At 50.8% G+C, this 26,023-nt stretch carries 24 protein-coding genes, 1 tRNA gene and 1 pseudogene; 19 read left to right on the forward strand and 7 right to left on the reverse strand.

Translation table 11 applies throughout. The features are described from left to right. Positions 1–49: 49 nt before the first annotated feature. The gene (gene ecpR, locus PGR23_RS19430) at positions 50–592 is read right to left on the reverse strand and encodes an ECP biosynthesis operon DNA-binding transcriptional regulator EcpR (RefSeq protein WP_045380896.1); all 543 of its coding nucleotides are present in this window, start codon (positions 590–592) and stop codon (positions 50–52) included. 804 nt (positions 593–1,396) lie between these two features. Between ecpR and phnC the strand changes: the two genes are divergently transcribed. The 4 genes from phnC (at position 1,397) to phnE (PGR23_RS19450) (ending at position 5,036) form a co-directional block, all read left to right on the forward strand. After that, on the forward strand, positions 1,397–2,239 hold the full coding sequence (gene phnC, locus PGR23_RS19435; protein WP_396279888.1) for a phosphonate ABC transporter ATP-binding protein: 843 nt from the start codon (positions 1,397–1,399) through the stop codon (positions 2,237–2,239). 32 nt (positions 2,240–2,271) lie between these two features. Further along, on the forward strand, positions 2,272–3,213 hold the full coding sequence (gene phnD, locus PGR23_RS19440) for a phosphonate ABC transporter substrate-binding protein (RefSeq protein ID WP_015368085.1): 942 nt from the start codon (positions 2,272–2,274) through the stop codon (positions 3,211–3,213). 69 nt (positions 3,214–3,282) lie between these two features. Continuing rightward, the gene (gene phnE / locus PGR23_RS19445; protein ID WP_045391034.1) at positions 3,283–4,155 is read left to right on the forward strand and encodes a phosphonate ABC transporter, permease protein PhnE; all 873 of its coding nucleotides are present in this window, start codon (positions 3,283–3,285) and stop codon (positions 4,153–4,155) included. Beyond that, positions 4,152–5,036 carry a phosphonate ABC transporter, permease protein PhnE gene (phnE, locus tag PGR23_RS19450; RefSeq protein WP_316423057.1) on the forward strand — a complete coding sequence of 295 codons (885 nt, stop codon included), beginning with the start codon at positions 4,152–4,154 and terminating at the stop codon, positions 5,034–5,036. Before phnE (PGR23_RS19445) ends, phnE (PGR23_RS19450) begins: the two co-directional genes overlap by 4 nt. A gap of 57 nt (positions 5,037–5,093) precedes the next feature. Here phnE (PGR23_RS19450) and PGR23_RS19455 read toward each other — a convergent pair whose 3' ends face one another. Both PGR23_RS19455 and PGR23_RS19460 read right to left on the reverse strand, forming a co-directional pair. Continuing rightward, positions 5,094–5,759, reverse strand: coding sequence for an HAD family hydrolase (locus PGR23_RS19455; RefSeq protein WP_316423058.1), 666 nt, complete (start codon positions 5,757–5,759; stop codon positions 5,094–5,096). An 80-nt stretch (positions 5,760–5,839) separates the two neighbouring features. Beyond that, positions 5,840–6,637, reverse strand: coding sequence for a sulfite exporter TauE/SafE family protein (locus PGR23_RS19460; RefSeq protein WP_396279889.1), 798 nt, complete (start codon positions 6,635–6,637; stop codon positions 5,840–5,842). A gap of 101 nt (positions 6,638–6,738) precedes the next feature. On the opposite strand from PGR23_RS19460, the gene PGR23_RS19465 reads away from it, so the two are divergent. Both PGR23_RS19465 and PGR23_RS19470 read left to right on the forward strand, forming a co-directional pair. Continuing rightward, a complete protein-coding gene (locus tag PGR23_RS19465; RefSeq protein WP_396279890.1) occupies positions 6,739–7,536 on the forward strand; it encodes an AraC family transcriptional regulator in 798 nt (265 codons plus the stop codon). 226 nt (positions 7,537–7,762) lie between these two features. Next, positions 7,763–8,329 (forward strand): C40 family peptidase, encoded by a 567-nt coding sequence (locus tag PGR23_RS19470; protein WP_026612390.1) that lies wholly within the window; start codon positions 7,763–7,765, stop codon positions 8,327–8,329. 63 nt (positions 8,330–8,392) lie between these two features. On the opposite strand, the gene phoE is transcribed toward PGR23_RS19470, so the two are convergent. Then, a complete protein-coding gene (gene phoE, locus PGR23_RS19475) occupies positions 8,393–9,445 on the reverse strand; it encodes a phosphoporin PhoE (protein ID WP_015368078.1) in 1,053 nt (350 codons plus the stop codon). Positions 9,446–9,734: 289 nt separating this feature from the next. On the opposite strand from phoE, the gene proB reads away from it, so the two are divergent. From proB to PGR23_RS19510, 7 genes and pseudogenes are all read left to right on the forward strand, one after another. After that, entirely contained in the window at positions 9,735–10,838 is a 1,104-nt protein-coding gene (gene proB / locus PGR23_RS19480; RefSeq protein WP_015368077.1) for a glutamate 5-kinase, read from the forward strand. Between the two features lie 10 nt (positions 10,839–10,848). Continuing rightward, complete coding sequence (proA, locus tag PGR23_RS19485) at positions 10,849–12,102, forward strand: glutamate-5-semialdehyde dehydrogenase (protein WP_316423061.1); 1,254 nt, start codon at positions 10,849–10,851, stop codon at positions 12,100–12,102. 114 nt (positions 12,103–12,216) lie between these two features. Then, positions 12,217–12,292, forward strand: a tRNA-Thr gene (locus tag PGR23_RS19490). Between the two features lie 150 nt (positions 12,293–12,442). Continuing rightward, a pseudogene (locus PGR23_RS19495) lies at positions 12,443–13,618 on the forward strand (tyrosine-type recombinase/integrase). 4 nt (positions 13,619–13,622) lie between these two features. Further along, positions 13,623–14,540 (forward strand): GapS4a family protein, encoded by a 918-nt coding sequence (gene gapS4a / locus PGR23_RS19500; protein WP_047078685.1) that lies wholly within the window; start codon positions 13,623–13,625, stop codon positions 14,538–14,540. Positions 14,541–14,544: 4 nt separating this feature from the next. Further along, positions 14,545–15,654, forward strand: coding sequence for a GapS4b family protein (gene gapS4b / locus PGR23_RS19505; protein WP_047078716.1), 1,110 nt, complete (start codon positions 14,545–14,547; stop codon positions 15,652–15,654). Positions 15,655–16,120: 466 nt separating this feature from the next. Continuing rightward, positions 16,121–16,435 (forward strand): hypothetical protein, encoded by a 315-nt coding sequence (locus PGR23_RS19510; protein WP_047078686.1) that lies wholly within the window; start codon positions 16,121–16,123, stop codon positions 16,433–16,435. On the opposite strand, the gene PGR23_RS19515 is transcribed toward PGR23_RS19510, so the two are convergent. Together PGR23_RS19515 and PGR23_RS19520 are read right to left on the reverse strand one after the other, a co-directional pair. Next, positions 16,432–17,238, reverse strand: a complete 807-nt coding sequence (locus tag PGR23_RS19515; protein ID WP_047078687.1) for a DUF4225 domain-containing protein — start codon at positions 17,236–17,238, stop codon at positions 16,432–16,434. The genes PGR23_RS19510 and PGR23_RS19515 overlap by 4 nt on opposite strands. Before the next feature lie 397 nt (positions 17,239–17,635). Further along, the gene (locus PGR23_RS19520; protein WP_015704506.1) at positions 17,636–18,262 is read right to left on the reverse strand and encodes a helix-turn-helix domain-containing protein; all 627 of its coding nucleotides are present in this window, start codon (positions 18,260–18,262) and stop codon (positions 17,636–17,638) included. 280 nt (positions 18,263–18,542) lie between these two features. Here PGR23_RS19520 and PGR23_RS19525 point away from each other — a divergent pair, with 280 nt between their 5' ends. Next, positions 18,543–18,989: an STM2901 family protein gene (locus PGR23_RS19525; protein WP_045391052.1), complete on the forward strand. Its 447-nt coding sequence runs from the start codon at positions 18,543–18,545 to the stop codon at positions 18,987–18,989. Then, positions 18,983–19,333, forward strand: coding sequence for a DUF1493 family protein (locus tag PGR23_RS19530; RefSeq protein WP_045391055.1), 351 nt, complete (start codon positions 18,983–18,985; stop codon positions 19,331–19,333). Before PGR23_RS19525 ends, PGR23_RS19530 begins: the two co-directional genes overlap by 7 nt. A 160-nt stretch (positions 19,334–19,493) precedes the next feature. Here PGR23_RS19530 and ampC read toward each other — a convergent pair whose 3' ends face one another. Continuing rightward, positions 19,494–20,639 (reverse strand): CMY2-MIR-ACT-EC family cephalosporin-hydrolyzing class C beta-lactamase, encoded by a 1,146-nt coding sequence (gene ampC / locus PGR23_RS19535; RefSeq protein WP_320482333.1) that lies wholly within the window; start codon positions 20,637–20,639, stop codon positions 19,494–19,496. Between the two features lie 142 nt (positions 20,640–20,781). Between ampC and ampR the strand changes: the two genes are divergently transcribed. The 4 genes from ampR to PGR23_RS19555 all read left to right on the forward strand — a co-directional run bounded on the left by ampR (position 20,782) and on the right by PGR23_RS19555 (position 26,015). After that, a complete protein-coding gene (gene ampR / locus PGR23_RS19540) occupies positions 20,782–21,672 on the forward strand; it encodes a LysR family transcriptional regulator AmpR (RefSeq protein WP_045391061.1) in 891 nt (296 codons plus the stop codon). Positions 21,673–22,118: 446 nt separating this feature from the next. Further along, complete coding sequence (locus PGR23_RS19545; protein ID WP_045391064.1) at positions 22,119–22,646, forward strand: fimbrial protein; 528 nt, start codon at positions 22,119–22,121, stop codon at positions 22,644–22,646. Positions 22,647–22,715: 69 nt separating this feature from the next. Continuing rightward, positions 22,716–23,399 (forward strand): fimbrial biogenesis chaperone, encoded by a 684-nt coding sequence (locus tag PGR23_RS19550; RefSeq protein WP_045391067.1) that lies wholly within the window; start codon positions 22,716–22,718, stop codon positions 23,397–23,399. Between the two features lie 90 nt (positions 23,400–23,489). Then, entirely contained in the window at positions 23,490–26,015 is a 2,526-nt protein-coding gene (locus tag PGR23_RS19555) for a fimbria/pilus outer membrane usher protein (RefSeq protein ID WP_045391070.1), read from the forward strand. Positions 26,016–26,023 lie beyond the last annotated feature (8 nt).

Consider the following 26,023-nt stretch of genomic DNA (forward strand, 5'->3'; position numbering starts at 1 on the left):
CCTGAGTTTAATTAAGGACAAGTCGTCCCGGTGTACCACTAAATAAACGTTACATAACTAATTTATAAATTTTCGAATACAGCTTGGCCTCAGCATTTCGCCGATGGGTGTAAATAGTTTTCACACTGCAATTTTCAATTCTGGCGATAGATTTCGGATGCATTCCCTGGGCCGTCATTCTGATCACCGTCATTTCCCGGTCAGTAATTTTTTCTTTCTTAATATCTTTGCGCAGAAACCGTCCATTAATTACATAGGCCAGTTCTTTTCTTATATCGCGCGCGAGGTCGACATACACCACGCCGCGAATATCACCGTTGTAATACCAATAATTGGCTAACGCTTCTGACTTTCTCGCGGCAATCAAAATGATTTGTTTGCCCTTGGCCTTAGCTAACCAGTCGTTGTCATAGCGAATAAAGTAATTTAATGCATTAGTACTCAGATTGATAAACAAAAAGTCCTTACATATTTTATCCAATGACAAATAAATAAGCTCTTCAATGTCTAAAATGAGTTCCGATAAGCCTTTTAAAAAATAAGTATCATGTGCTGGCCAAATACACTTATCAAGGGAGCATTGATCGTCCATATACTGTTTATCCTCTTCATCCTGGAAATACTACCTTTCACCCCATTGCCGATAGCCAGGCCTGCAGAGTCTAAACCTGCAATTAACCCCTGTTGAAATTATTTATAATAAAATACCAGCGCCATTATTTAATCATTAATAATGCCGAAATTATTTATCGATTTATATTTTTTGTTGGATTCAAATTTAGGTTTTTTCTGATTAAGTGTCAACAAGCAGGATGTGAAGCTAATTCTCATTTATGTCAATTTTTTGCTTTTTGGCGAAATCCTATTTTTTGCTCAAAAACAAAAAACATTTAATTTCATGTGGTTATTGATCGAAAATTCCTACAATCCTAATCGGTTATTATATCGTCCAGGATCATAACCCTATTTCATTAGGAATATTCTTAATAGATAAGATAAATGACGTTGCGAAAAATCTTAATAACACACAAAAGTAAGAATATAATACCATAAAATAGCAAATTATAAGACGATCAACCCATTCATAAGCTACATGAATGGTTTTAAGCACCGCACAAAATGCCTAAACATAAACAAAAAAACCGCTTGCAGAGGACTATTAATCCCATGAAAGAATGATATCTAAGAGAATGAGATTAGTTCTCATATTTCTTTCTTATTTGCTCTCATTTTCATTAGTGTAGCCAATCACGCTATGTTTGCCGCTGGCATGTTTCTTTTACCTTGCAGATAAGCGTTTCATCACGCTTTCATTATTTTTTCGCCTTACCGTCATCGAAAGTTCACACAAAACGCGATTAATAGTGACCAGTTTATGACGAACCAGGACACTCTTATGAACAGCTCTCTTGCCGCGGTGGCGGAAACCGAATTTTCGCTAATTACGCCCATCGCCCCAACCCGGCAGCGGAAAGTCTTAAGCGTGCGCAACCTGAGTAAATCTTATAATGCGCAGCAAACCGTTCTCGATAACATCAGCTTTGACCTCCATGCCGGCGAGCTGGTGGGAGTGATAGGCCGCTCGGGAGCCGGGAAATCCACCCTGCTGCATGTCCTGAACGGCACTCACAGCGCCACCGGCGGTGAAATTCTCAGCTTTCCGGAAGTTGGTATACCGCATGATGTTTCACGCCTGAAAGGACGCGCGCTCAATGCCTGGCGCAGCGAGTGCGGGATGATTTTCCAGGATTTCTGCCTCGTACCGCGTCTTGATGTGCTGACTAACGTACTGCTCGGTCGCCTGAGTCAGACCTCAACCCTGAAGTCGCTGTTTAAGATTTTCCCCGACGCCGACCGGGCACGCGCCATCTCTCTTCTCGAGTGGATGAATATGTTGCCGCACGCCCTACAGCGGGCGGAAAACCTCTCCGGCGGCCAGATGCAGCGCGTAGCGATTTGCCGCGCCCTGATGCAAAACCCCGGGATCCTGCTGGCGGATGAACCCGTCGCCTCGCTCGATCCCAAAAACACCCAGCGAATTATGAACGTACTGCGGGAAATCAGCGGCCAGGGGATTAGCGTGATGGTCAACCTGCATTCGGTCGAACTGGTCAAAGAGTACTGCACGCGGGTGATTGGCGTCGCCAAAGGCCGCATCATTTTCGACGATCATCCCGCACAGCTGACTCAGGATGTCCTGCATCAGCTGTATGGCGATGAAATTAGCCAGTTGCATTAATTTCCTTTAGTTAAAAACACACGGGCAAAATAATGAACAAACATATTAATGGCGCAGTTCGTTTATCCGCAGCAATCGCAGCTCTGTTACTGACGTGGCAAGCGAGCGCCGCTGAACAGCCGAAGGAATTAAATCTGGGGATCCTCGGCGGTCAAAACGCCACGCAGCAAATTGGCGATAACCAATGCGTTAAACAGTTTCTTGATAAAGAGCTGAAGGTCGATACCAAATTACGTAACTCATCCGATTATTCCGGCGTCATTCAGGGACTGCTGGGCGGTAAAGTCGATGTCGTATTAAGTATGTCGCCTTCTTCTTATGCCTCGGTCTATATCAATAACCCGAAAGCCGTCGATATTGTCGGTATCGCCGTTGATGATAAAGATCAGTCCCGCGGCTACCACTCGGTGGTCATCGTCAAAGCTGACAGCCCGTATAAAACGCTGGACGATTTAAAAGGCAAAGCTTTTGGCTTCGCCGACCCGGATTCCACTTCCGGTTATTTAATTCCGAACCACGCCTTTAAACAGAAATTCGGCGGCGACGCGGACAACAAATACAATAACTTCTTCTCCAGCGTCACCTTCTCCGGCGGCCACGAGCAGGACATTCTCGGCGTACTGAACGGCCAGTTTGCCGGCGCGGTCACCTGGACCTCAATGGTCGGCGACTACAACAGCGGCTACAGCGTGGGCGCTTTTAATCGCCTGATTCGCATGGATCATCCGGATCTGATGAAGCAAATCCGGATTATCTGGCAATCGCCGCTGATCCCGAACGGCCCGATCCTCGTGAGCAATGCGCTGCCGGCGGACTTCAAAGCCAAAGTCGTCACCGCGCTTAAAAAACTGGATACCGACGATCACGCCTGTTTTGTGAAAGCGATGGGCGGAACCCAGCACATCGGCCCGGGCAGCGTGGCCGATTTCCAGCAGATCATTGATATGAAACGCGAGCTGGTTAGCGCGCGTTAATCCCGCACCGATGCCGCCGCCCGCAAGTCAATGCGGACGGCGACGCTACGTTAAAGACCTTTTCGCCGCATGAATAATACCTATACCGAATTCGAACGTTACTACCAGCAGGTCAGGACGCGGCAAAAGCGCGATACCTTCGGCTGGTCGCTGGTGCTGCTGGCGCTCTACTTTGCCGCCGGGCACGCCGCCGAGTTTAATCTGTTCACCATCTGGCGTTCTCTGCCAAACTTTCTCGACTATATGTTCGAGACGCTGCCGACGCTGCATCCGGGCGTTCTGTTAGCCGATTCTCATACCAAAGGTTCGCTGGCGTACTGGGGCTATCGCCTGCCGATTCAGCTACCGCTGATTTGGGAGACGCTGCAGCTGGCGCTGGCTTCCACGCTGGTGGCGGTCGCGGTAGCGACCATACTGGCTTTCCTCGCCGCCAATAATGCCTGGTCACCCGCGCCGCTACGCTTCGCCGTTCGCGTGCTGGTAGCCTTTTTACGCACCATGCCAGAGCTTGCCTGGGCGGTCATTTTCGTCATGGCGTTCGGTATCGGGGCGATCCCCGGTTTTCTGGCGCTGATGCTGCATACGGTTGGCAGCCTGACCAAACTGTTCTATGAAGCGGTGGAAAGCGCGCAGGATAAACCGGTTCGCGGGCTGGCGGCCTGCGGAGCATCGGCGCTGCAGAAGGTGCGCTTTGCCCTGTGGCCGCAGGTGAAACCGATTTTTCTCTCCTACGGCTTCATGCGCCTTGAGATTAACTTCCGCTCATCCACCATTCTTGGTCTGGTGGGCGCCGGCGGGATCGGCCAGGAGCTGATGACCAACATTAAGCTCGATCGTTACGATCAGGTCAGCATGACGCTGCTGCTGATCATTATTGTGGTGTCGCTGCTGGATATGCTTTCCGGCCGCCTGCGCCAGTGGGTTCTGGAGGGGAAAAAATGAGTCAATGGCAACATCAACCGGATATCGCCACCAGCCGCCGCCAGCATCAGGCGCTGTATAAGACCCAGGGGCGATACCTGCGCTATGTCGGCCTGCTGGCGCTGGCGAGCGTACTTTATTACGCCTGGTTCTTTATGCAGTTCGGTATTAGCAGCGAACAACTGGCGACCGGTCTACAGCAGATGGGACGCTATCTGCTACGGATGTTCGTCTGGCACGACTTCTGGAACTGGCCGTTTGCCTATTACTTCACGCAAATCGCCATTACGCTTGCTATCGTCTTCGCCGGGACGATTACCGCGACGGTCATCGCGCTGTTGCTGTCATTCCTGGCCGCGCGCAATATTATGCGCGGCGTGATTCCCGGCATTATCGCCATGTTGATGCGCCGCTTGTTCGACATGCTGCGCGGTATCGATATGGCTATCTGGGGTCTCATTTTCGTGCGCGCCGTAGGGCTTGGGCCGCTGGCCGGGGTACTGGCGATTATTATGCAGGATACCGGCCTGCTGGGCCGCCTGTATGCTGAAGGCCACGAGGCGGTAGACCGTTCGCCTGGCCGCGGCCTCACCGCCGTCGGCGCTAATGGTCTGCAGAAACACCGCTTCGGCATTTTCACCCAGTCGTTCCCGACTTTCCTGGCGCTGAGTTTATATCAGATTGAATCCAATACCCGTTCCGCCGCGGTGTTAGGTTTTGTCGGCGCGGGCGGGATTGGCCTTATCTACGCGGAAAATATGCGTTTGTGGAACTGGGACGTGGTGATGTTTATTACCCTGTTGCTGGTGGCGGTGGTCATGGTGATGGATACCCTCTCCGCCTGGCTACGCCGCCGTTATATTGGCGGCAACGTGGTGCCGTTGTATCAAAGTCAGCAATAACCCCCTCCCCCGGTGGCGCTGCGCTTACCGGGGCTACGAATCAGGGAAAACGTCTCGTTATTCGAGCCGCCACGCCAGCACCGGCCAGCCGTGTCGGGCGTTGGCTGCCAGCAGCTGCGGACACGGGTTGACCAACCGCACGCGATCCGCATGCAGGCACAGGGGCAGGTCGTTTATCGAATCGGTATAAAAAGTGACTTCGCCAGCATAGTCAGGATGCGCCTCGCGCCACTGCGCCAGGCGCGTCACTTTACCCTGCTGATAGCTCGGGGTACCGGCAATCACACCGCTGTAGCCGCCATCCGCCATTTCAACATCAATACCCAACGCCTGTTCAATCCCCAGCTCGGCGGCTATCGCCTGCACCAGCAGCGTTACCGAGGCGGAGATCACCAACATTTTTTCCCCTCGCGCCTGTAGGGTCCGAATAACGTCCCATGCCTGCGGGTAGACCCGCGGCAACACCTTTTCGCGCACGAATCGCGCCACCAGCGTATCCACCTGCGCCAGGGGGATGCCAATCAGCGGCGCCTGAATCAGCGCGACATAATCGGCGATATTCATTTCCCCGCGGTCGTAATCCGCCATCAGCAGCGCTTCGCGCGCCAGATATTCCGGGTCGCTCACCCAGCCTTCACGCACCATGAACTGGCTCCACAGCGTACTACTGTCCCCTTTAATCAGGGTGTTATCCAGATCGAAAATCGTCATAGCATTAGACATCGGTCATTTTCCATAATCAGCAATATAAGCCTGCGAGAGCATGTATAAAGAAGATGACAGGAGCATGATCCGGCTGCGTTTCAGCCTACCCCGCCAAAAAACATCGCCAGCAGCACCAGTAGCAATAGTAGCGGGTAGATCCGCACGTGCCAGCGATCGGGAAGTTTTGCCAACCAGCGCGATGCGCCCCGCAATCCCAGCCAGCTCCCGGCCACCAGCAGTCCGGCCGCCAGCCACCAGATATTACCGATGAAACCGGAGGGCAGCGTCGCCATCGGCGCCATCAGCAGCCACGCCAGACTGGCGGTCGCCGCCAGCGGCAGGGTCAGCAGGTTGGCCATCGCCGCGGCCTGCGCCATCGTCGCGCCACGCCGGCGCATCAGCGGCACGGTCATCACGCTGCCGCCGACGCCAAGGAAGGCGGCAATCAGGCCAATTCCGCCGCCAAGAATAGTCTCGCGCCCCGCGCTCGACGGTGCGCAAGCGGCCGACGGCGCCATAAAGCCGGGGCGAACGTAGCAATCCACGATGGTCACCGCCAGGTACAAAATGAACAGCCAGCGGATCCACTCGCCGTTGACCCTCAGCGCCAGCGCCGCGCCGGCAATACCGCCGATGGCGATGCCGCCAAGTATCGGCAGCAGGGAGCGCCAGTGAACCGTTCCGGCGCGCAGGTGACGGCCGCTTGCCAACAGCGACGTGCACAGCATCACCAGCGCCGACGTCGCCACCGCTATTTGCATCGCCTGACCGCCTACTGCGCCCTGATGACTCAGCAACATGTAAAGCAGCGGCACGGTAACAAAGCCGCCGCCGAAACCAAACAGCCAGGTGGTTATCCCGGACAACAGTCCGCAAACAAAAAGCCCAAATATCATCTACCGTTCCTCCATTCAGGGAGGTAACGATATAGAATAGCGGAATGGCTGACTTACGATTAATGGCCAATATATTACGATTTTCAGCCAGGGGAGTATGCATGCGTAATATCGCGATTAACGAAGTCGATCATCTGCCGCGCCGGGTATTGGGTCTGGGGAGCGATTATCCGCCTGACACCCTTTTACCGCGCCATCATCACCGGCGAGCGCAGTTTCTTTATGCCGTGAATGGCTTGATGAAAGTCGAAGCCGATGACGGTCAGTGGCTGGTGCCGCCGTTCAGCGGCGTATGGATACCCGCTAATAAACCGCATCGCGTCTGGATGCCGGGCGTGAGCACCCATAGTCTGTATATCGAACCGCAGGACGCGCCGCGCGCCGGCGTGCGCTGCGAAGTGTTGCAGGTTTCGCCGCTGCTGCATCAACTGCTGCTGGCCGCCTGCCAGCTGCCGCTGTTGTATGAAGAGAGCGGACATGATGCGGCGCTTATCGCCCTATTACTGTTTGAACTGCAGGCCGCCCCGCCGCTGCCGATGTTTACGCCGCTACCGCAACATCCGCGGCTGGCTGAACTATGCAGCGCGTTTCTCCTTCAGCCGGACATTCACAGTACACCGGAGCAGTGGGCCAAAAAGATGAGTCAAAGCCTGCGCACCTTCAACCGCCACTTTTTGCAGGAGACCGGGATGGCGTTTCGCGACTGGCGTCATAAAGCCTGCCTGATGTACTCCCTCAGCGCCCTGCGCGAAGGCCGTAGCATTACCGACGTGGCGTTAAGCCTTGGCTATGAGCATCCGGCGGCGTTTACTGCCATGTTTCGCAAAGCGATGGGCTATGCGCCAGCCTCTTTTATCCGCCATCTTAAAGGAGGAACGCCTGCCTCTCGCACCAGATAAATAAGAACATCCTGATTCTGGCCTGTTATATTTTGATTTAGATAGTAAACATTTATTAATAAATAAAATCACCGCGTTTACTATCTGAATAATGTGCTTATTACGGTACCGGCGAATTTATGCCTGCAGTACGTAAGTTTTCGTAAATTTTGCGTTTCATCATTCTGACGTTTCCCTGAATACGCTATAAATGGCGACGGTCGATCCCTAACATGAAAATAACGACATGAAGCCCAAACTCACCCACGCTTTATTACTTGTTCCTTTATTGATTTTGGCAGGATGTTCATCTTCCCCAAAAAAACCGCCCAAGGCGGTGGCGCAGCATCATTACGAGCCTATCGACAGCGGCTCCGACGATCTGATACCGGTGCTGGCCGCCCTGCACGATCAGATGCATACCTGGGACGGCACCCCTTATGAATGGGGCGGCACCGACCAGAGCGGCGTTGACTGTTCCGGCTTCGTCTGGCGTACGCTGAAGGACCGCTTTAATCTGCCAATGGACCGCGTGACCACCGGCGATCTTCTGCATATGGGCGTGCGCGTTAGCAAGCAGCAGCTGCGGCCTGGCGATTTAGTCTTCTTCCGCATTCACGGCGGCATGCACGTCGGTTTCTACGATACCGACCATAACTTCCTGCACGCCTCCGCAAGCCAGGGCGTCATGCGTTCGTCGCTGGATAATCCGTACTGGAACCGCGTCTTTTATCAGGCGCGGCGCTTGCCGAAGGAATATAACGCGCAGATCACCATGAATAACGACGATCTGCATCTGGCGAAAAACCGCTAATCCTGACAAATAAAAACCGCGGCGTTCAGGGCCGCGGTTATATTTTTATTACGCTCAGTTTTATCAGAACTGATAGGTCATCCCCAGCGCGACGATGTCGTCATCGTTAATACCGAGCTTATTATCGCTCTTCAGCTGGTTAATTTTGTAATCCACAAAGGCGTTCATGTTTTTGTTGAAGTAGTAGGTCAGGCCGACGTCAATATAATTGACCAGATCTTCGCTGCCGACACCTTCAATATCTTTGCCTTTCGACAGTACATAGCCCAGAGACGGACGCAGACCGAAGTCGAACTGATACTGGGCGACCGCTTCAAAGTTCTGCGCTTTATTAGCAAAACCACCGCTGATCGGCGTCATCTTGCGGGTCTCAGAGTACATTGTCGCCAGGTAGATATTGTTGGCGTCGTACTTCAGGCCGGTAGCCCAGGCTTCCGCTTTGGAACCCTGGCCGCGCGCCAGCAGGTTCTGATCGTTGGTACGGTCAGAGCTGGTATAAGCCGCGCTGACGGCGAAATCACTGCCGCCGAAATCATAGCTTAAAGAGGTGCCGAACCCGTCGCCATTCTGTTTTTTCGCTTCGCGGCCTTCGTTTTTCCCCTGGTATTGCAGGGTCATATTCAGACCATCGACCAGGCCGAAGAAATCGGTGTTGCGGTAGGTCGCCAGGCCGCTGGCGCGTTTGGTCATGAAGTTATCGGTCTGCGCGGAAGAGTCGCCGCCGAACTCCGGGAACATATCGGTCCAGGCTTCAACGTCGTACAGCGCGCCGAGGTTACGACCATAGTCAAATGATCCAAACTCTTTTAACTTCACGCCGGCAAACGCCAGACGGGTTTTCTGCGAGGAATCGCTTTCGGTTTTATTGCCGGAGAATTCGGATTCCCAGCGGCCATAACCGGTCAGTTGATCGTTGATCTGCGTTTCGCCTTTGATACCAAAGCGAACGTAGGTCTGGTCGCCATCCTTGCTGTCATAATCGCTGAAGTAGTGCATGGCTTTCACTTTGCCGTACACGTCCAGTTTATTGCCGTCTTTATTGTATACTTCCGCTGCCTGTGAAGCCGAAGAAGCAACAAAACCCATCATCATTAATGCCAGTGAACGCTTTTTCATTATGTGGTCCTGGTGATTTATTTACACGCGCTTATCAATTCCGGGCGAAGGCCCCGTCAAAAACTGGAGGTTTTTTAACGCTGTAGTGTTAAATATTTATGACGAAATGGAACTTTTTATAAAAAAGAATGTTTAAATATTTCCGTCATAAATATGTCACCTGGCCTGCGCAGAATGCCCGATCCGCGCAATAAAATGGCTTGACCAATACGCCAGCAGTTGGCAAGCGGCCTGACTCCTGTTACAACATCAGCTCGATCTCGATATTCCTTTTGAACGGCAGAAAATCATGAGTGATAGCCAGACGCTGGTGGTAAAACTGGGCACCAGTGTTTTAACGGGCGGATCCCGCCGCCTGAACCGCGCCCATATCGTTGAGTTAGTGCGCCAGTGCGCGCAGCTGCATGCCATGGGGCACCGCATTGTGATTGTGACTTCCGGGGCCATCGCCGCCGGACGTGAACACCTCGGCTACCCTGAACTGCCCGCCACCATTGCCTCAAAACAGCTGTTGGCGGCAGTCGGCCAAAGCCGTCTTATCCAGCTATGGGAACAGCTTTTCTCTATTTACGGCATTCATGTCGGCCAGATGCTGCTGACCCGTGCCGATATGGAAGATCGCGAGCGGTTCCTCAACGCCCGCGATACCCTGCGCGCGCTGCTGGATAACAATATTGTGCCGGTCATTAATGAGAATGACGCCGTCGCCACCGCTGAAATCAAAGTCGGCGACAACGATAATCTTTCCGCCCTGGCGGCCATTCTCGCCGGCGCCGATAAACTGCTGCTGTTGACCGATCAGCCGGGGCTCTTTACCGCCGACCCGCGCAGCAATCCGCAGGCCGAGCTTATCAAAGATGTCTACGGCATCGATGACGCGCTGCGCGCCATCGCAGGCGATAGCGTTTCCGGCCTCGGCACCGGCGGCATGGGCACCAAACTGCAGGCCGCGGACGTCGCCTGTCGCGCTGGCATCGATACTATTATCGCCGCCGGCAACCGCCCGGACGTTATCGGCCACGCGATGGAAGGCCTGCCGGTGGGCACCTGTTTCCACGCTCAGGAATCACCGCTGGAGAACCGCAAACGCTGGATCTTCGGCGCGCCGCCGGCCGGTGAAATCACCGTCGATGCCGGGGCGACCCAGGCTATTCTGGAAAGAGGAAGCTCATTGCTGCCAAAAGGCATCAAAACCGTCAGCGGGAATTTCTCCCGCGGCGAAGTTATCCGAATCCGCAGTAGCGAAGGCCGCGATATCGCCCACGGCGTGAGCCGCTATAACAGCGACGCCCTGCGCCTGATCGCCGGGCAGCACTCGCAGCAAATCGATGCCATCCTCGGCTATGAATACGGCCCGGTGGCCGTCCATCGTGACGATATGATTACCCGTTAAGGAGCTGAAAATGCTGGAACAAATGGGCATTGCGGCCAAAGCGGCCTCTTACCAACTCGCGCTGCTATCCAGCCGCGAGAAAAATCAGGTTCTGAACAAGATTGCTGATTATCTGGAAGCGCAGACCGAAGAGATCCTGCGCGCCAACGCCGAAGACCTCAGCGACGCCCGTGCCAACGGTCTGAGCGACGCGATGCTCGATCGCCTGGCGCTGACGCCGGCGCGCCTGCGCGGCATCGCCGATGACGTGCGTCAGGTGTGTAGCCTGGCGGATCCGGTCGGCCAGGTGATTGACGGCGGTCTGCTGGATAGCGGCCTGCGTATCGAACGTCGTCGCGTGCCGCTGGGAGTGATCGGCGTGATTTATGAAGCGCGGCCGAACGTGACCGTCGATGTCGCCTCTCTGTGCCTGAAGACCGGCAACGCGGCTATTCTGCGCGGCGGTAAAGAGACCTGGCGCACCAACGCCGCGACGGTGAAAGTGATTCAACAGGCGCTGCAGGAGTGCGGCCTGCCGGCTGCCGCGGTGCAGGCAATCGAGAGCCCGGATCGCGCGCTGGTCGGCGAAATGCTGAAGATGGATAAATACATCGATATGCTGATCCCGCGCGGCGGCGCAGGCCTGCATAAGCTGTGCCGCGAGCAATCCACCATCCCGGTGATCACCGGCGGTATCGGCGTGTGCCATATTTTCGTCGACGATTCCGCCGAGATCGCACCGGCGCTGAAGATCATCGTTAACGCCAAGACCCAACGCCCGAGCACCTGCAATACCGCTGAGACGCTGCTGGTACACCGTAATATCGCCGATACCTTCCTGCCTGCGCTGAGCAAACAGATGGCGGAGAGCAGCGTGACGCTGCATGCCGATCCGGCCGCCCTGCCCCTTCTGCAGAACGGTCCGGCGAAGGTGGAGCCGGTGAAAGCGGAGCAGTACGACGATGAGTATTTGTCGCTGGATCTGAACGTGAAAGTTGTTGCCGATCTCGATGAGGCGATTGCCCATATTCGTGAGCACGGCACCCAGCATTCCGATGCCATTCTGACGCGTACCCTGCGCCATGCGAATCGCTTTATTAATGAAGTGGATTCGTCGGCGGTATACGTTAACGCTTCTACCCGCTTCACCGACGGCGGCCAGTTCGGCCTCGGCGCGGAAGTGGCGGTCAGCACCCAGAAGCTGCACGCCCGCGGGCCGATGGGTCTTGAAGCGCTGACCACCTATAAGTGGATTGGCTTCGGCGACGATACCATTCGTGCTTAACGCTAAGCGGGTGATGCAAAAGTAGCCGTTTGATTCGAAAGGGCATTGACGCATCACCCACTTAGTTTTAACCTTCTACCCCGTGCTTCACGCAGGTGAACACGTCCTTTCAGGGCCGATATAGCTCAGTTGGTAGAGCAGCGCATTCGTAATGCGAAGGTCGTAGGTTCGACTCCTATTATCGGCACCATTTCAACTTCCCCAAATGTCCGTATTCATCCATAAACACCCTGATTTATAACGATTTTACCGCTTTTAGTCCATCATCGTCCGCAGCCATCCAGTAGAATCCGATAAAGAATGTGTATATGTTCCTGTTCGGTCATGGATTCCTATACACATGCCTTTAAACGATATGCAGATTCGCCGCGCTAAGCCTGAAGATAAACCCTATACGCTTGGGGATGGGCAAGGCTTGTCATTGCTTATAGAACCTAATGAAAGCAAGAACTGGCGGTTCCGCTATCGCTATGCCGGTAAACCCAAGATGATCTCGCTTGGTGTTTACCCAACGATCACTCTTGCCGATGCTCGTTCCCGTCGTGATGAAGCTCGAAAACTTGTGGCAGAAGGAAAGAACCCTAGTGATGTTCGAAAAGAGCAAAAGCTGGCTCTGCAAGCAGAGTCAGAGAACGCCTTCGAAAAGATAGCCAGAGAGTGACATCAACTTAAATCTGCTAAATGGTCGGCAGGATATGCATCAGACATCATGGAAGCGTTTAAGAACGACATTTTTCCTTATGTTGGAACAAGGCCTGTGGGTGAGATTAAACCGCTAGAGCTGCTGAACGTACTGCGTAAAATTGAGAAACGTGGTGCGTTGGAGAAAATGCGGAAAGTGCGTCAGCGTTGCTCTGAAGTGTTTCGCTACGCAATTGCAACGGGTAGAGCGGAGTACAATCCTGCGGCAGATCTTTCCAGCGCTCTCGAAGTACACCAATTCAATCATTTCCCGTTCCTAAAAGCTGATGAGATACTCGAATTTCTGCGTGCCTTAGAGAGTTACACCGGGAGTAAGCTTGTCCAGATAGCAACGAAATTACTGATGATTACGGGCGTGAGAACCATCGAATTACGCGCGGCATTATGGCAAGAATTTGATCTGGATAACGCTATTTGGGAAATTCCTGCTGAAAGGATAAAAATGCGCAGGCCGCATCTTGTGCCATTGTCGACCCAAGCGTTAGATTTACTCCATGAACTCAAGATAATAACAGGGAACTATCGTTATGTTTTTCCGGGACGGAACGATCCGAACAAGCCTATGAGTGAGGCTAGTATCAACCAAGTCATAAAGCGTATTGGATATGCTGGACGCGTTACAGGGCATGGGTTTCGGCATACGCTTTCTACCATCTTGCATGAGAAAGGATATGACTCACAATGGATTGAGATGCAATTAGCCCATGTCGATAAAAATTGTATTCGAGGAACTTATAATCATGCTCAATACATTGAAAAACGGCGGTCTATACTTCAATGGTATTCAAGTTTTTTATTTAACATAAAAGGATGATCTCATGGGTGAGTTTTCTAAACTAGTAGGGGATTATGGTGAGGATATAGTCTCACATTTTCTTAATATATTCGGATGGGAGAACCATGCGACAAACAAATATGTTGATTGTCACACTCGTAAACATGAAAAAAATACACATGGTATTGATGCATTATTTGTCTATAATTCACCGTTAGAATCAAAAACTATAGAAAATGTAATAGTGTCATCAAAGTATTCTTCAAATCCTTATTCTAAAGTGGCTTCAACCTTTAAAAGTCATTTTGAAGATATTGCTACAGCTATTGAGTGTTATGCAAAATCCTCGCTAAAAAAAGAAATCAATCAGCAGGTGATTTCTGCGGGTCGATATAATGGTTGTAAAAAAGTTGATACGGGTGTTCTTTTTTATATTAACAATGACAGTAATCCGGATAAACAAGATATTATTAGTTCTATTAAGAACTCACAAATTAGCAGTGATCTTAAATATAGAACTATACATGTTGTGGATAATAAAAGAGCATCTTTTTTATATGAGAGCATTACTTATATAAAGAATAAATACGGGTATGATAAAGTTAATTTTTTCTACCCTCCAACATCCCTAAACCTTACCATTACGGGTAAGAGGTATTTCGGGAAAGTCTTCCCAGTTGAATATATTTCTTCCCCAATAATTCCTTTTGTCATTGAAAGAGGTAATCAAGAACAACCTATTATTTGTTTGGTTTCTTCTGAACCATTTTCCGCTGATGGCATTGAGCATTTACTTTCATGCACACGGGATTTAGTAGCTGATATATCTAAAAATCTTTTATTCGTATTTAGTCATTATAACAAGTTAAATGCTAAAGAGGATTTGGACAGATTACGTTTGTCTCTTGACAGAGAGATAAGTATTGAAATTGATTCTTACAATGCCGATTTTAGAGGGTAAGATAATGGACTCTATGATTTTGCCAAGCGGCGATAATTTAAAAACTCTCTTGTCTCAATCAAAGATAAGTAAAAGTGAAGTAAAGTCTGTATTAAGAGGGCGGGGGGTCTTTTGCTCTAGTGACGAAAAAAATAATACAGTTCCATTATTGATTAAAACTCTAGTGAGTCCATCGGAGTACTATTTTCTTCATGATAGAATTAAAACTAAAGAACATAGCACAAAAATTAACATGAGGACTCTGAAATGGGACTCAGAAGAGTCGTTAATTGATTCTATAGGTGATGATTTCAACCTGTCTGATTTGATTGATGATCCTTTTTGTAATTATGAAGTGACAAATGTTTCTGACTTTTATGTAAAAGATAATGATGATTCTATAGCTTTAGACTTCACCATAAAACGTATAGACCTAATGAATGGTTGGCATGAAGCAGAACAGTATTTTTCTGGTAGAATTGAATTGGAAAAAAATAGTGAGAAGAAAGATGATGTAGAAGTAAATATTTCTCTCAATCATACATCTCAAGAAACAAAGTTAGTTGCAGATAAAATACTGAGAAAATTAAATTCTCATTTGAAGACCCAAGGACATATTAAGCAAGACTCTGAGATATTAAAGATTCAATTTAATCATTTTGATAATGCTAAAAGAATACAATTTCTTGAGAATATTGCAAAATCTCATATCCAAAACGAGTTTTATTTTCAAAAAATTATAGATGTTGATTTCTACCCGGATGAAACAACCACTTTTCCAGATGATCTAAAGTGGTTGGAGAGAAATATTGAAGAATTAAAGCTAAAAGGTACTTTAGGTGAGTCAATATTCTTCAGAAATAAAAGTCTTCACCCAAATTTGAAAATATCAAAGCTTGTAGCCAGTTACACAATGCAAGACATTGACTATGATGCAGAGTGTAAGATCTCATATGAATTTCCTGAGTATTCAACTAAGAAATCAGAAGTTGCTGAGCTTGTTATTGATTTTAAAGCATTTAATGGTAAAGGTGCTCCCATTTCTAAAATTAATGAAATTAAAGCCAGCATTATGAAAACTATTGAAGCGAAAAAAGTAAAAGCCTATGATTTATATAAGGTTATCTCTGATTAATTCGTTTGGTGATTTTTAGATTAATGTGTTAGAGCCGCGTAAAGGTGGCTTTAACACATAATTTTCATCGCTCTTCAAATCGGCATTCACTTTAAGTGGAATATATAATTATTTATATTTCCAGCGCACAATGCTCTCCCCGCCACGCCAGCCCGCTTAAGAGGCCGCTTTTAATGCAGGTGCAAAGGTGGCCTCAGGCCGCGCCGTGTAAGCATCCCGGTAAAACGGCCCATTCACTTTTAGAGATCTTCCGACATACTGAGTATATCCCTGAGGAGAGCGGCCACAATAAGGACAATGCATCATGACAGTAATCTTCCGCCTCCATCGAAGTTCTTATCGACCCAAGCGTTAGATAGTGTCTGCCGCAAAGTTTTGGCTGGATTACGGTAAATTCCATCAGTATGATTGTTTGCACAATCAGCGAGTGAGAAACAACTTTCTGCGAGATAAAGGATGATAGGATATGAAAGTGACTGATGAGGCTTTATTACATTCTGGGTTTACACCATCAGATTTGCAGAAGATAAAGAACAACATTGAAAGCTACGGCGGAACGTTAGGGGAAGCGATCCAAGATCTGGCAAATCGATTCAGGGTTATTTTATGGATAACATCATCTTGTCTGATGGTTTTTATCATTTTAGTACTGTTTTCTGCAAAAGAAACCGTGGTTGGTGGTGGAATATCAATTCTGATCGCTATCGTCATTGTTCTATTTTTACAGCCGCTAGTCCTGTCTTACAAATCCTGGCGGTTCTTGAGAAAAAATAGAGTTTAATGGTATGGCGCTTCTGTGGAAAACAAGTCAAAAATAACTTTAGCCTTGAGTCCATAGCCTACTATTTTCATTGTTAATTTTGGTCGACTCATCGTATCAACCTGCCGATAGAAATCACGAGGCATCCATCTAAAAAGCCTCCACGCTTCAGGTTTGCTTGCTAATCCGAAGATGCTATAAACACTCGCACCTAATGTAAGTGTGTTATAAAGGGCTAGTCCTGTTTCCGGCTTGAACCCCATAAAGTGAGCCATTTCCATAGCAGCATCAGCTACAAACCCTTGTGTCTTAAATTCCTTGCCATAAATACCAGGAATGATTTCTTTTGAGAGACCATTGATTCCATCCATTACAAGGATAGCTCCTGCCAGCATACCTATAGGCGTCATTGTCGAAACCATCAAAACACCGCCAGCAATAGCCATTCCAGAAACCACAACTTGAATGGCTGAAATCACATATCCGACGATTTTATTATTTTCCCTAACGAACTCGATCTTTGCATAAAGCTGCGCGACTCTGGTTCTTACCAGGCGTCCTTGTTCTTCCAGGTTATTTGTTTCAGTGCGCAGATTTTTGATGCATGCGACACATTCCTCGTCTGTTTTGGCCCGCCGTGCTGCTGCAAATTCTTTTTCTACGACCTGTTTTATCTCTTCAACGAACTTTATCCGTGTCAGGCCATCATGCAGATGGAATGCTGACAGCCTGTTTGCTGTTTCTATAAGTTTCCGGGCTTCCAAATTCACCATTGTATCTGACCAGGTTCTATTCCAGCCCCTGTTAAACAGCGTGATATCCATAATGCTTCCTCACCACACATGTGGTTGTTTTATTTCAGATTTCTTTTCCCCATCATTTTCACGCAACACTGGAATATATCTAAGACATTTATTACATGTTCTCATAATACACAGGTGACATCCTGACGGCTGTAATCTTACTTGAAGTATAAATCCTCCCAAACAGCCGCACTATTGATTTCAATCGACTCTCTCTATTAAATACCAACAAAGCAAACCTACAGCAAATTTATTTTCCCGGAAACCATTAATATTCCCCCTGCCACTTTAACTAATACAAAAACCATTAATTTATAGAATGGATTCGGGTTACGTCGATAAATATATATCATCAATATCGGGATATGGTTTCCACCTAACTTTTATGAAACACTTTATCCCGGTTACTGACAAAAACTCACCCCACCTGATACGCCGCTATCATTCGCGTCGTTCTGGTCAGGCTATCCGCCACCTCCACTTCCGCGGTCGTAATCGCCATTCCCGCAGAACGCAGCGCCGAAATATCCGCGGCGATACGCTGGATACCGAACCAGAACAGCCCATCCAGCGCATTGACCTGCAGGCCGCTTTCCAGCGCCAAACGTAACCGCTCGCGCGGAGCCTTTATCTCTTTTGCCAGCTGTTGATAGGGCGCGGCGGAAACCGCATCCGGCCCGCTGCGAATAATCCGGCTCACAAAGCGATAACGAAACTCATCCGGAACGGCGCTGAGATCGGCTTTCAGGCTGTAAACGCAGCCGCGCTTCTTACCATTAATCACCACGTTCTTTTGATTCAGCGCCAGCGCATGGCGTAAGCGATCCACCAGCTGCGGGGCGCGGATAAGCAATAAACGAAACGGCAGTTCGAAGCTGGTGGCGTAGTCGACATTCAGCAATGCAGTACGCAAACGCGTTTCACTGTTCGCCTTTTCCTGCTGACATTCAGCAATAACTTCCGCCCACTGGCGGGTAATACGTGGGGATTCGTTGCGCTCGATGAACTGAAATTTTTCAATCTGATAGTCAATACGTCCAGCCATTGCCGTTCCCTGTGGTTCACCATCTCGCTGATAGTTTTCAGCAGATTGCGTCTATTCGCAAGTAGCAGTTCGCTTTAAATCATCATGTGCTAACTTCACCAGGGAATATTAGCTGAACAAATAAAAATAGATGAGAAAAGAAATTTTTATTAATTGATTAAATGATTTAACAGAACATTTAATAAGAGCTATTTTTCAGAAAACGTTTATATCAACAGTTATTGTTTCCAATAAACCAGGCAGCTACATTGCGTAAAAATAGCATTACTGGGATATAAAAATGGACACAACAGAACAAATTAATGGAACATATTATTACAATGGCAAGTCAAACCTCTCGTCCCATGAACTTCTTTTTTGGGTTTTTCTCGATACTGCAGCCATTCATTTTGGAGTAGATGACATCATGACCATTGCGTTAATCATGCTTGGTCAACCTATAAAAAATACCCGGACAAAACCAGGCGGAGCGACTAAAGGGACGAGCATTTTGAGCCATGAGTTACGGAAGGTTTTACACAATGACTTAAAAGTCAGGCTCCCGACGTTAACCAACCAATCCATCCGTAATCTTAGATGGAGCTATGTCACCAATCTGGGAGCATTCGTTGGACGCTGGATACCCATCCTCGGGATTATTTACCTGACAGGGGATGTAATTTATGTATCAATAAAAGCAACCACTAGATACAACGCCATTGCCAGAGGTGACGATAAATTATGGTAGATCAAGACAATATCGCAGCAGCCGTTCTGGCATGGTATGAAACGCAATGGAACAAGCCGACACTTACCGGCAAAAAGCAGCAGGTGAATGCGGATTTATCACTCAATATGGGCGATTATCCCTGGGCCAGAGAAAGTGGCGATGACATCATGCAATCGTATTTCCGTCAGTTTAATGTAAAGCAAGATGCATTTGATTTATTTAATTATTGGCCTCCCGAACAGGGTTTCCTCCCTAATTTCCTATTACCGAAATCCAAACGCATTTCTCCGCGCACACCGGAGCCGCTAACACTCGCGATGCTCATTGCGTCAGCACAGGCTGGGAGATGGCTGTATCGTTAGTTGTTTGAAAATAAAGAGCCCCTCCCCCGGATAGCGGCGCGCTGCGCCTTATCCGGGCTACCGGTTAGTGCCAACTTGTAGCCCCGGTAAGCGTAAGCGCGACCGGGGTTTTTCTCAGTTAGCGCCAACCTTGGCCCCGCTAAGCGCAGCGCAACCGTTCTTACTGCAGCGCCTCGAGAATATGATACGCCGCCTTCACCCGCTCCGGGTTGGGGTAGCTTTTATTCGCCAGCATCACGATGCCGAGATCCTGTTGCGGGATAAAGGCCACGTAGCTGCCGAATCCGCCGGTGGAGCCGGTCTTATGTACCCAGGAGGCCTTCACCGGCGGCGCGGGCGGATTGACCGCCGTTACCGGCGTCGCGGCGAGCGCCACCTTATTATCGCTGCCGTTAATTACTACCTCGGCCGACACCGGCCAGTTCAGCATCTCCCAGCCAAGTCCCTGATACATCCCCCCGGCACGCCAGTAGCGCGACTGTGCCAGCTGGATCCCCTGCCGCAGGTTTTTATCCTGCACCGTCTCGCGGTTCATATTCGCCAGCACCCAGTGCGCCATATCCTCAATGCTCGACTTCACGCCGTAAGCCTCAGCGTCCAGCTGCCCCGGCGAAACGTGTACCGCTTTACCGTCGCGATAACCCCAGGCGTAATCCTTGCTCTGGGCGGACGGTACGTTAATCCAGGTGTGGCTCAGTTTTAACGGCTGCAATACCCGCTGGCTCATCGCCTGTTCAAAGCTCATGCCGGAAGGTTTTACCGCCAGCGCGCCGAACAGGCCAATGCTGGTATTGGCGTACTGCCGCTTACTCCCCGGCGCCCACTGCGGTTGCCAGTTCTGATAGTAACGCAGTAATGCCGCTTCATCCGTCACCTCGTCCGGAACCTGCAGCGGCAGACCGCCTGCGGTATAGGTGGCGAGATGCAACAGCGAAATCCCCTGCCACTGCTGGCCGGTGAGTTGCGGCCAGTACTTCTGCGCCGGATCGCTGAGCTTAATTTCACCGCGCGCCACCGCATCGCCGCCAAGCACGCCGGTGAAAGTCTTACTAACAGAGCCCAGCTCAAACAACGTCTGTCGCGTCACCGGACGCTGCCCGGCGACATCGGCCTGGCCCCAGGTGAAATAGTAGGGTTTGCCGTGATAGATCACCGCCACCGCCATCCCCGGTATCGCCTGTTCTTTCATTAACGGGGTGATGGTCTGATTGACCAGTTCGCGCAGCTGCTCCGCCGTTTGCGGCGCGGCAAACGTCGAAAATGAGGCGCCCAGCAGCAGTACGCCTGTAAGGGATTTTTTCATCATGAAGTATTTTTCCATTATCGGTTCTCGCTCAATATCCACTCTCGTCCGGGCCCTTCAGACGCGCTCAGTGTCGGTGTTTTGCACTGCGCTGACAAACTGTTAAATTTAGCAGCAGGCTTTAGTTTTTCTAACGGATAATGTTATGACACGCAGCTATCTTCCTCTCAATTCACTGCGGGCGTTTGAAGCGGCCGCCCGGCATCTCAGTTTTACCCGCGCGGCGATTGAGCTCAACGTCACCCACTCCGCCATCAGCCAGCACGTGAAGACGCTGGAGGAACACCTTAACTGCCAGCTGTTCGTTCGCGTGTCGCGCGGCCTCAAGCTCACCACCGAAGGCGAAGGCCTGTTACCGGTACTCAATGAGTCGTTTGAAAGGATTGCCGGGATGCTCGACCGTTTTACCGGTCACCAGGCGCAGGAGAAGCTCAAGATCGGCGTAGTCGGCACTTTCGCTACGGGCCTGCTGTTCCCGCTGCTGCCAGCCTTCTGGCGCGAGTGTCCGCATATCGATTTGCAGATCTCCACCCATAATAATCGCGTCGATCCCGCCGCCGAGGGGTTGGATTATGTGATTCGCTTCGGCGGCGGCGCCTGGCACGATACCGCCGCGCAGTATCTGTGCGCCGCCCCGCTCTCCGCGCTGTGCGCTCCGTCGTTAGCTGCCCGGCTAAATACACCGAAGGATATTTTGCAGTTCACGCTGCTCCGCTCTTATCGCCGCGACGAATGGTCGGCGTGGATGCAGGCAGCGGGAGAACTTCCGCCTTCGCCAACCCATCGGGTTATTGTCTTCGACTCATCAGTGACCATGCTGGAGGCGGCGCAGGCAGGCTTAGGCGTAGCTATCGCCCCGGTAAAAATGTTCAGCCATCTGCTGGAAGAAAAACGCATTGTGCAGCCATTTAAGATTCATATCGATCTCGGCAACTACTGGCTGACACGTTTGCAATCACGCACGGAAACGCCCGCGATGCTGCATTTTTCCCGCTGGCTGGCGGAGGCCTTAAAAGGGGTTAATTCGGCGGAGTAATCCGCCATCAGAAGGCGCTCCCGAAGGAAACAGGAAATATTTGGAAATAACGCTTACACATTATGCATAGCGCTGGATAAATCAGCGTTTTTAATTTGCCCTGGCTTGCGCAGAAACGTTTACCCCCCTGAGAAACAAAAACAATAAAACAATTTAAAAACAACACCTTAATTATTTACCTTTCCCCATAGCATCCTCCCCAGCGCCCCGCTGGCTATAAAATTATTATCGTTGCCATTATCAGATAAGTCCGATCAAGTGCATCGTTTATGTCTATTAATTTCCTGTAATTAAGTCACCGAAGCAATCAAAACGCGAAAACTGTTGCTGTATATTTCATCGCGATCAACACGCCAACATAGGTTATCTGGATACCCATCTGCACGGTATTCGCTTGCCGTGTTTGATTACCACAATGGTTATCCCCTTAAGTACATGGAGTTAAAATGAATAAGAAATTACTGCCTGTTGTAGCACTGATCCTGTCCGCGTCCGCCACCAGTGCTTACGCAGTTAACGGCAAGGTCAACTTTACCGGTGAAATCATCCAGTCAACCTGTACTGTGACTTCTTCCGACCAGAACAAAGACGTTTTCATCGGTAAATACCCGACTACCGCGTTCAACGCTGTTGGCGATGTTACCGCTTCTAAAGCGTTCACCATCAACCTGGAAAAATGTGAAGCCGGTGATTACTCCCTGCGCTTCGACGGTGCGACCGTTGCCGGTAACCCGAACCTGCTGTCCGTTGATAACGCTGGCGGCGTAGGTATCGAAATCCTGACCAACGACGAAAAAATCGTCCCAATCAACCAGAGCGCAGACGACAACTCCCCGTGGGTTAACGTTGCAGCGTCTGACGACAACAGCGGCACCGCGGTATTCAACCTGAAAGCTCGCTACAAATCCTTCCTGAAGGATGTGACTGCTGGTTCTGCTAACGCAAACGCCACCTTCACCATCGAATACAAATAATACGGATAATCCCGTTTTAGGGTAGACGTTTTGGCCATGGATGGCTGGTAACATTATTTGGAACGTGAAATGAAAAAGTTATTAACCGCTTTATTGTTATTTGTCTCGCTGGATACTTTTGCGGGTATTCAGGTCGATCAGACTCGGGTTATTTATAACGGCGGGGAAAAATCTGCGGCGTTATCCATTCACAATGATACCGATGAAACATGGATGGTTCAGACCTGGCTTGATACCGGTGACGCCACCGCAACGCCAACCAATTTACCGATGCAGGCTATTCCGCCAATTTTAAAACTGGCGGGAAATAAAGACGCTATTTTGCGCTTTGTTTATTCCGGCAGCGGACTACCAACCGACCGCGAATCCGTGTACTGGATCAACGTGCAGGAAATTCCGCCTTCGGCGAAGCAAGAAAACGTGCTGCAAATTGCGATCCGCACCCGCGTGAAGTTGTTCTATCGCCCTACCACGCTGAAAACCACCTTGCAAAAGGAAGCGCAGGCCCTGACCTGGCGCAAGCAAGGTAATGAGCTGGTCGTGACTAACAAAGGTCCGCTGCACGTGACTTTCGGCGTACTGACGCTAAAGAGCGGCGCGAAGACCTGGAAAGTGAATGCTGACATGGTTAATCCCATGGACTCTCTGAACATCAAATTGCCAGCCGGCGCGGCGGCAGCGGATCAGATGTCATTCACTTTTATCAATGATTTTGGCGGACATACGGAAATTAAAGATATCCGCATTCAGTAAGAGAGCAATACAATGGCTAGCCATAACAAAATAAGGACGATCCCTGGATGTCTGGCGCAGCACGTTCGCTTTGCTGTTTACGCCTCGACAATGTCATTACTGGCGACACCATTTGTCAATGCCGAAGAGCAATTCAATACCTCTTTCATCCGCGGGGCGAATAACGCCTCGCTGGTGCAAAACCTCTCTACCGGCGACGATATTTTACCAGGTAAATATGCCTTCGATATTTACCTGAATAAAAATCGCGTCGATCACCGGGAAATAGAATTTAAAAAAGATTCGCCTAACACCCCGGGCTATTTCTGTTTAGATGCCGACAGCTATCGTTCATACGGCGTTCTGGTGCCGGACACTGCCGGTAGCAGCGCCTGTTACGATCTGGTAAAAAATATTGCCGGCAGTAGCGTGAGCTGGAACGCCGCGCTGCAGGAGCTGAATATCTCCGTGCCGCAAACCGATCTCGAAGCGCGACCGCAGGGCGAGATTTCGCCGCTGGTCTATGACGACGGTATCAACGCCGGTTTCGTTAACTATGCCTTCAGCGGCAGTCATTCCCGTTTTGCCAGCGGTAGCGGCAAACAGGACAGCGACTACTACTTCCTGAGCCTCAATAACGGCCTAAACGTCGGCGCGTGGCGTTTTCGCAATACCTCTTCCCTGTCAAAACAGACCGGGCAAAAAGAGCAATGGAATCCGATTTCCACCTGGGCGGAAACCGACATCGCCTCCTGGCGCAGCCGTATTCAGATTGGCCAGAGCAACACCAATAATAACGTTTTCGACAGCTTCCAGTTCCGCGGCGCGCAGATTTCCAGCGTCCCGGAAATGCTGCCGGACAGCCGCCGCGGCTACGCGCCGGTCGTACGCGGCGTCGCCAACACCAACGCCCGCGTCGAAGTGCGCCAGAACGGCTACACCGTATACAGCACCGTGGTGCCGCCGGGGCCGTTCGCGCTGACCGATATTTCGCCAAGCACCCTCAGCGGCGACTTAGCCGTAACGGTTATCGAGGCGGATGGCTCACGCCATAGCTTCACACTCCCTTACTCCTCCGTGCCGAATATGCTGCGCGACGGGATCTGGGAGTATCAGGTGACGGCGGGTAAATACCACGACGGCACCAATAATTATCAGCCGCAATTTATCCAGGGTACCGTCGCACATGGCGCCGGCTCCGACTATACGCCATATGGCGGGATTATCATGGCCGAGCACTATCGCTCCGGCGTGGTCGGGCTGGGTAAAAACATGGGCGAATACGGGGCGGCCTCCGTTGACGCCTCATGGTCTGATACCGATCTGGCTTCCGGCGAGAACAAACGCGGCGCCAGCGTGCGCTTCCTCTATTCCAAATCGCTCAATACCCTCGGTACCGATGTGCAGATCGCCGGCTACCGTTATTCGACATCGGGCTTCTATGACTTCTCCGATGCGGTAGCTGAACGTAACAACTGGCAGAACGGTTTCTACCACACCCAGTATTACGATCAGAGCGACGATAAAACCGGCGCGCCGGATTGGGCGACGCAAAACCAGCGCCGTCGTTACTACGACTCGCAGCAATACAACAACAAACGCCAGCGCGTCGAGATGACGGTCAACCAGCACATCGCCGGCGCTTCGCTGTACGCGACCTTTATTCGTCAGAACTACTGGAACACCTCCGCTTACGACCGCACCATCCAGACCGGTTTCAACACCACCTGGAATCGCGTCAGCGTCGGCGTGTTTTACCAGAACAGCCGCAGTAACTACGGCTATAGCGACAACAGCGTTAACCTCAACGTCTCGGTGCCAATCAACATCTTTGGCCCGGACCACGAAAGCACGGTTAACTTTAACGCCTCTAACAGCAAGCAGAGCGGTAGCGGCTACAGCGCCGGGATGAGCGGTACGCTGCTTGATGACAACCGCATGAATTACTTCGTGCAGAGCGGCCACACCCAGCACGGCGGCGATACCAGCCTGGTCAACCTGGGTTATCTGGGCAGCATGGGTAACGTCGATCTGGGCTACAGCTACAACAACAACTATCAGCAGACTTCGCTGAACGTCTCCGGCGGCGTGGTCGCGCACTCCGGCGGCGTCACCCTGTCGCAGCCGCTGCAGAACACCTTCGTGGTGGTGAAAGCGAAAGGGGCGCAGGGCGTACGTCTGGAGAACCAGCCTGGGGTAGCGATTGACCGCTTCGGCTACGCGGTGCTCACTTCTGCGATGCCGTATCGCCACAACCGCGTCGCGCTGCGTACTTCGGATATCGGCAACGGCCTGGAAATCCCGCTGGCGGCGAAAGATATCGTGCCGACCGAGCGCGCCATCGGCCGCGTGACCTTTGAAACGCATCTCGGCCAGAGCCTGCTTATCCACGCCAAACTGGCGGACGGCAGCGTGCCGGTGATTGGCGCCAACATCTTCGGCCAGAACGGCGAACATGTCGGCGTGGTCGGTACCCGCGGCGAAGCCTACGTTTCCGGCGTTCAGAGCGGCGACCGTCTGCAGATGAAATGGGGCGACGATGCCGACGCCTCCTGCAGCCTGACGGTGCCAGAACTACCTGCTATTCAAGCCGATCAACCCGGTGGTTATCAGGTCGTCTCCCTGACCTGTAAATAACATGAAAG

Source organism: Klebsiella sp. 141162 (assembly GCF_050600755.1).
In the GTDB taxonomy this organism is placed as follows: Bacteria; Pseudomonadota; Gammaproteobacteria; order Enterobacterales; family Enterobacteriaceae; genus Klebsiella; species Klebsiella aerogenes.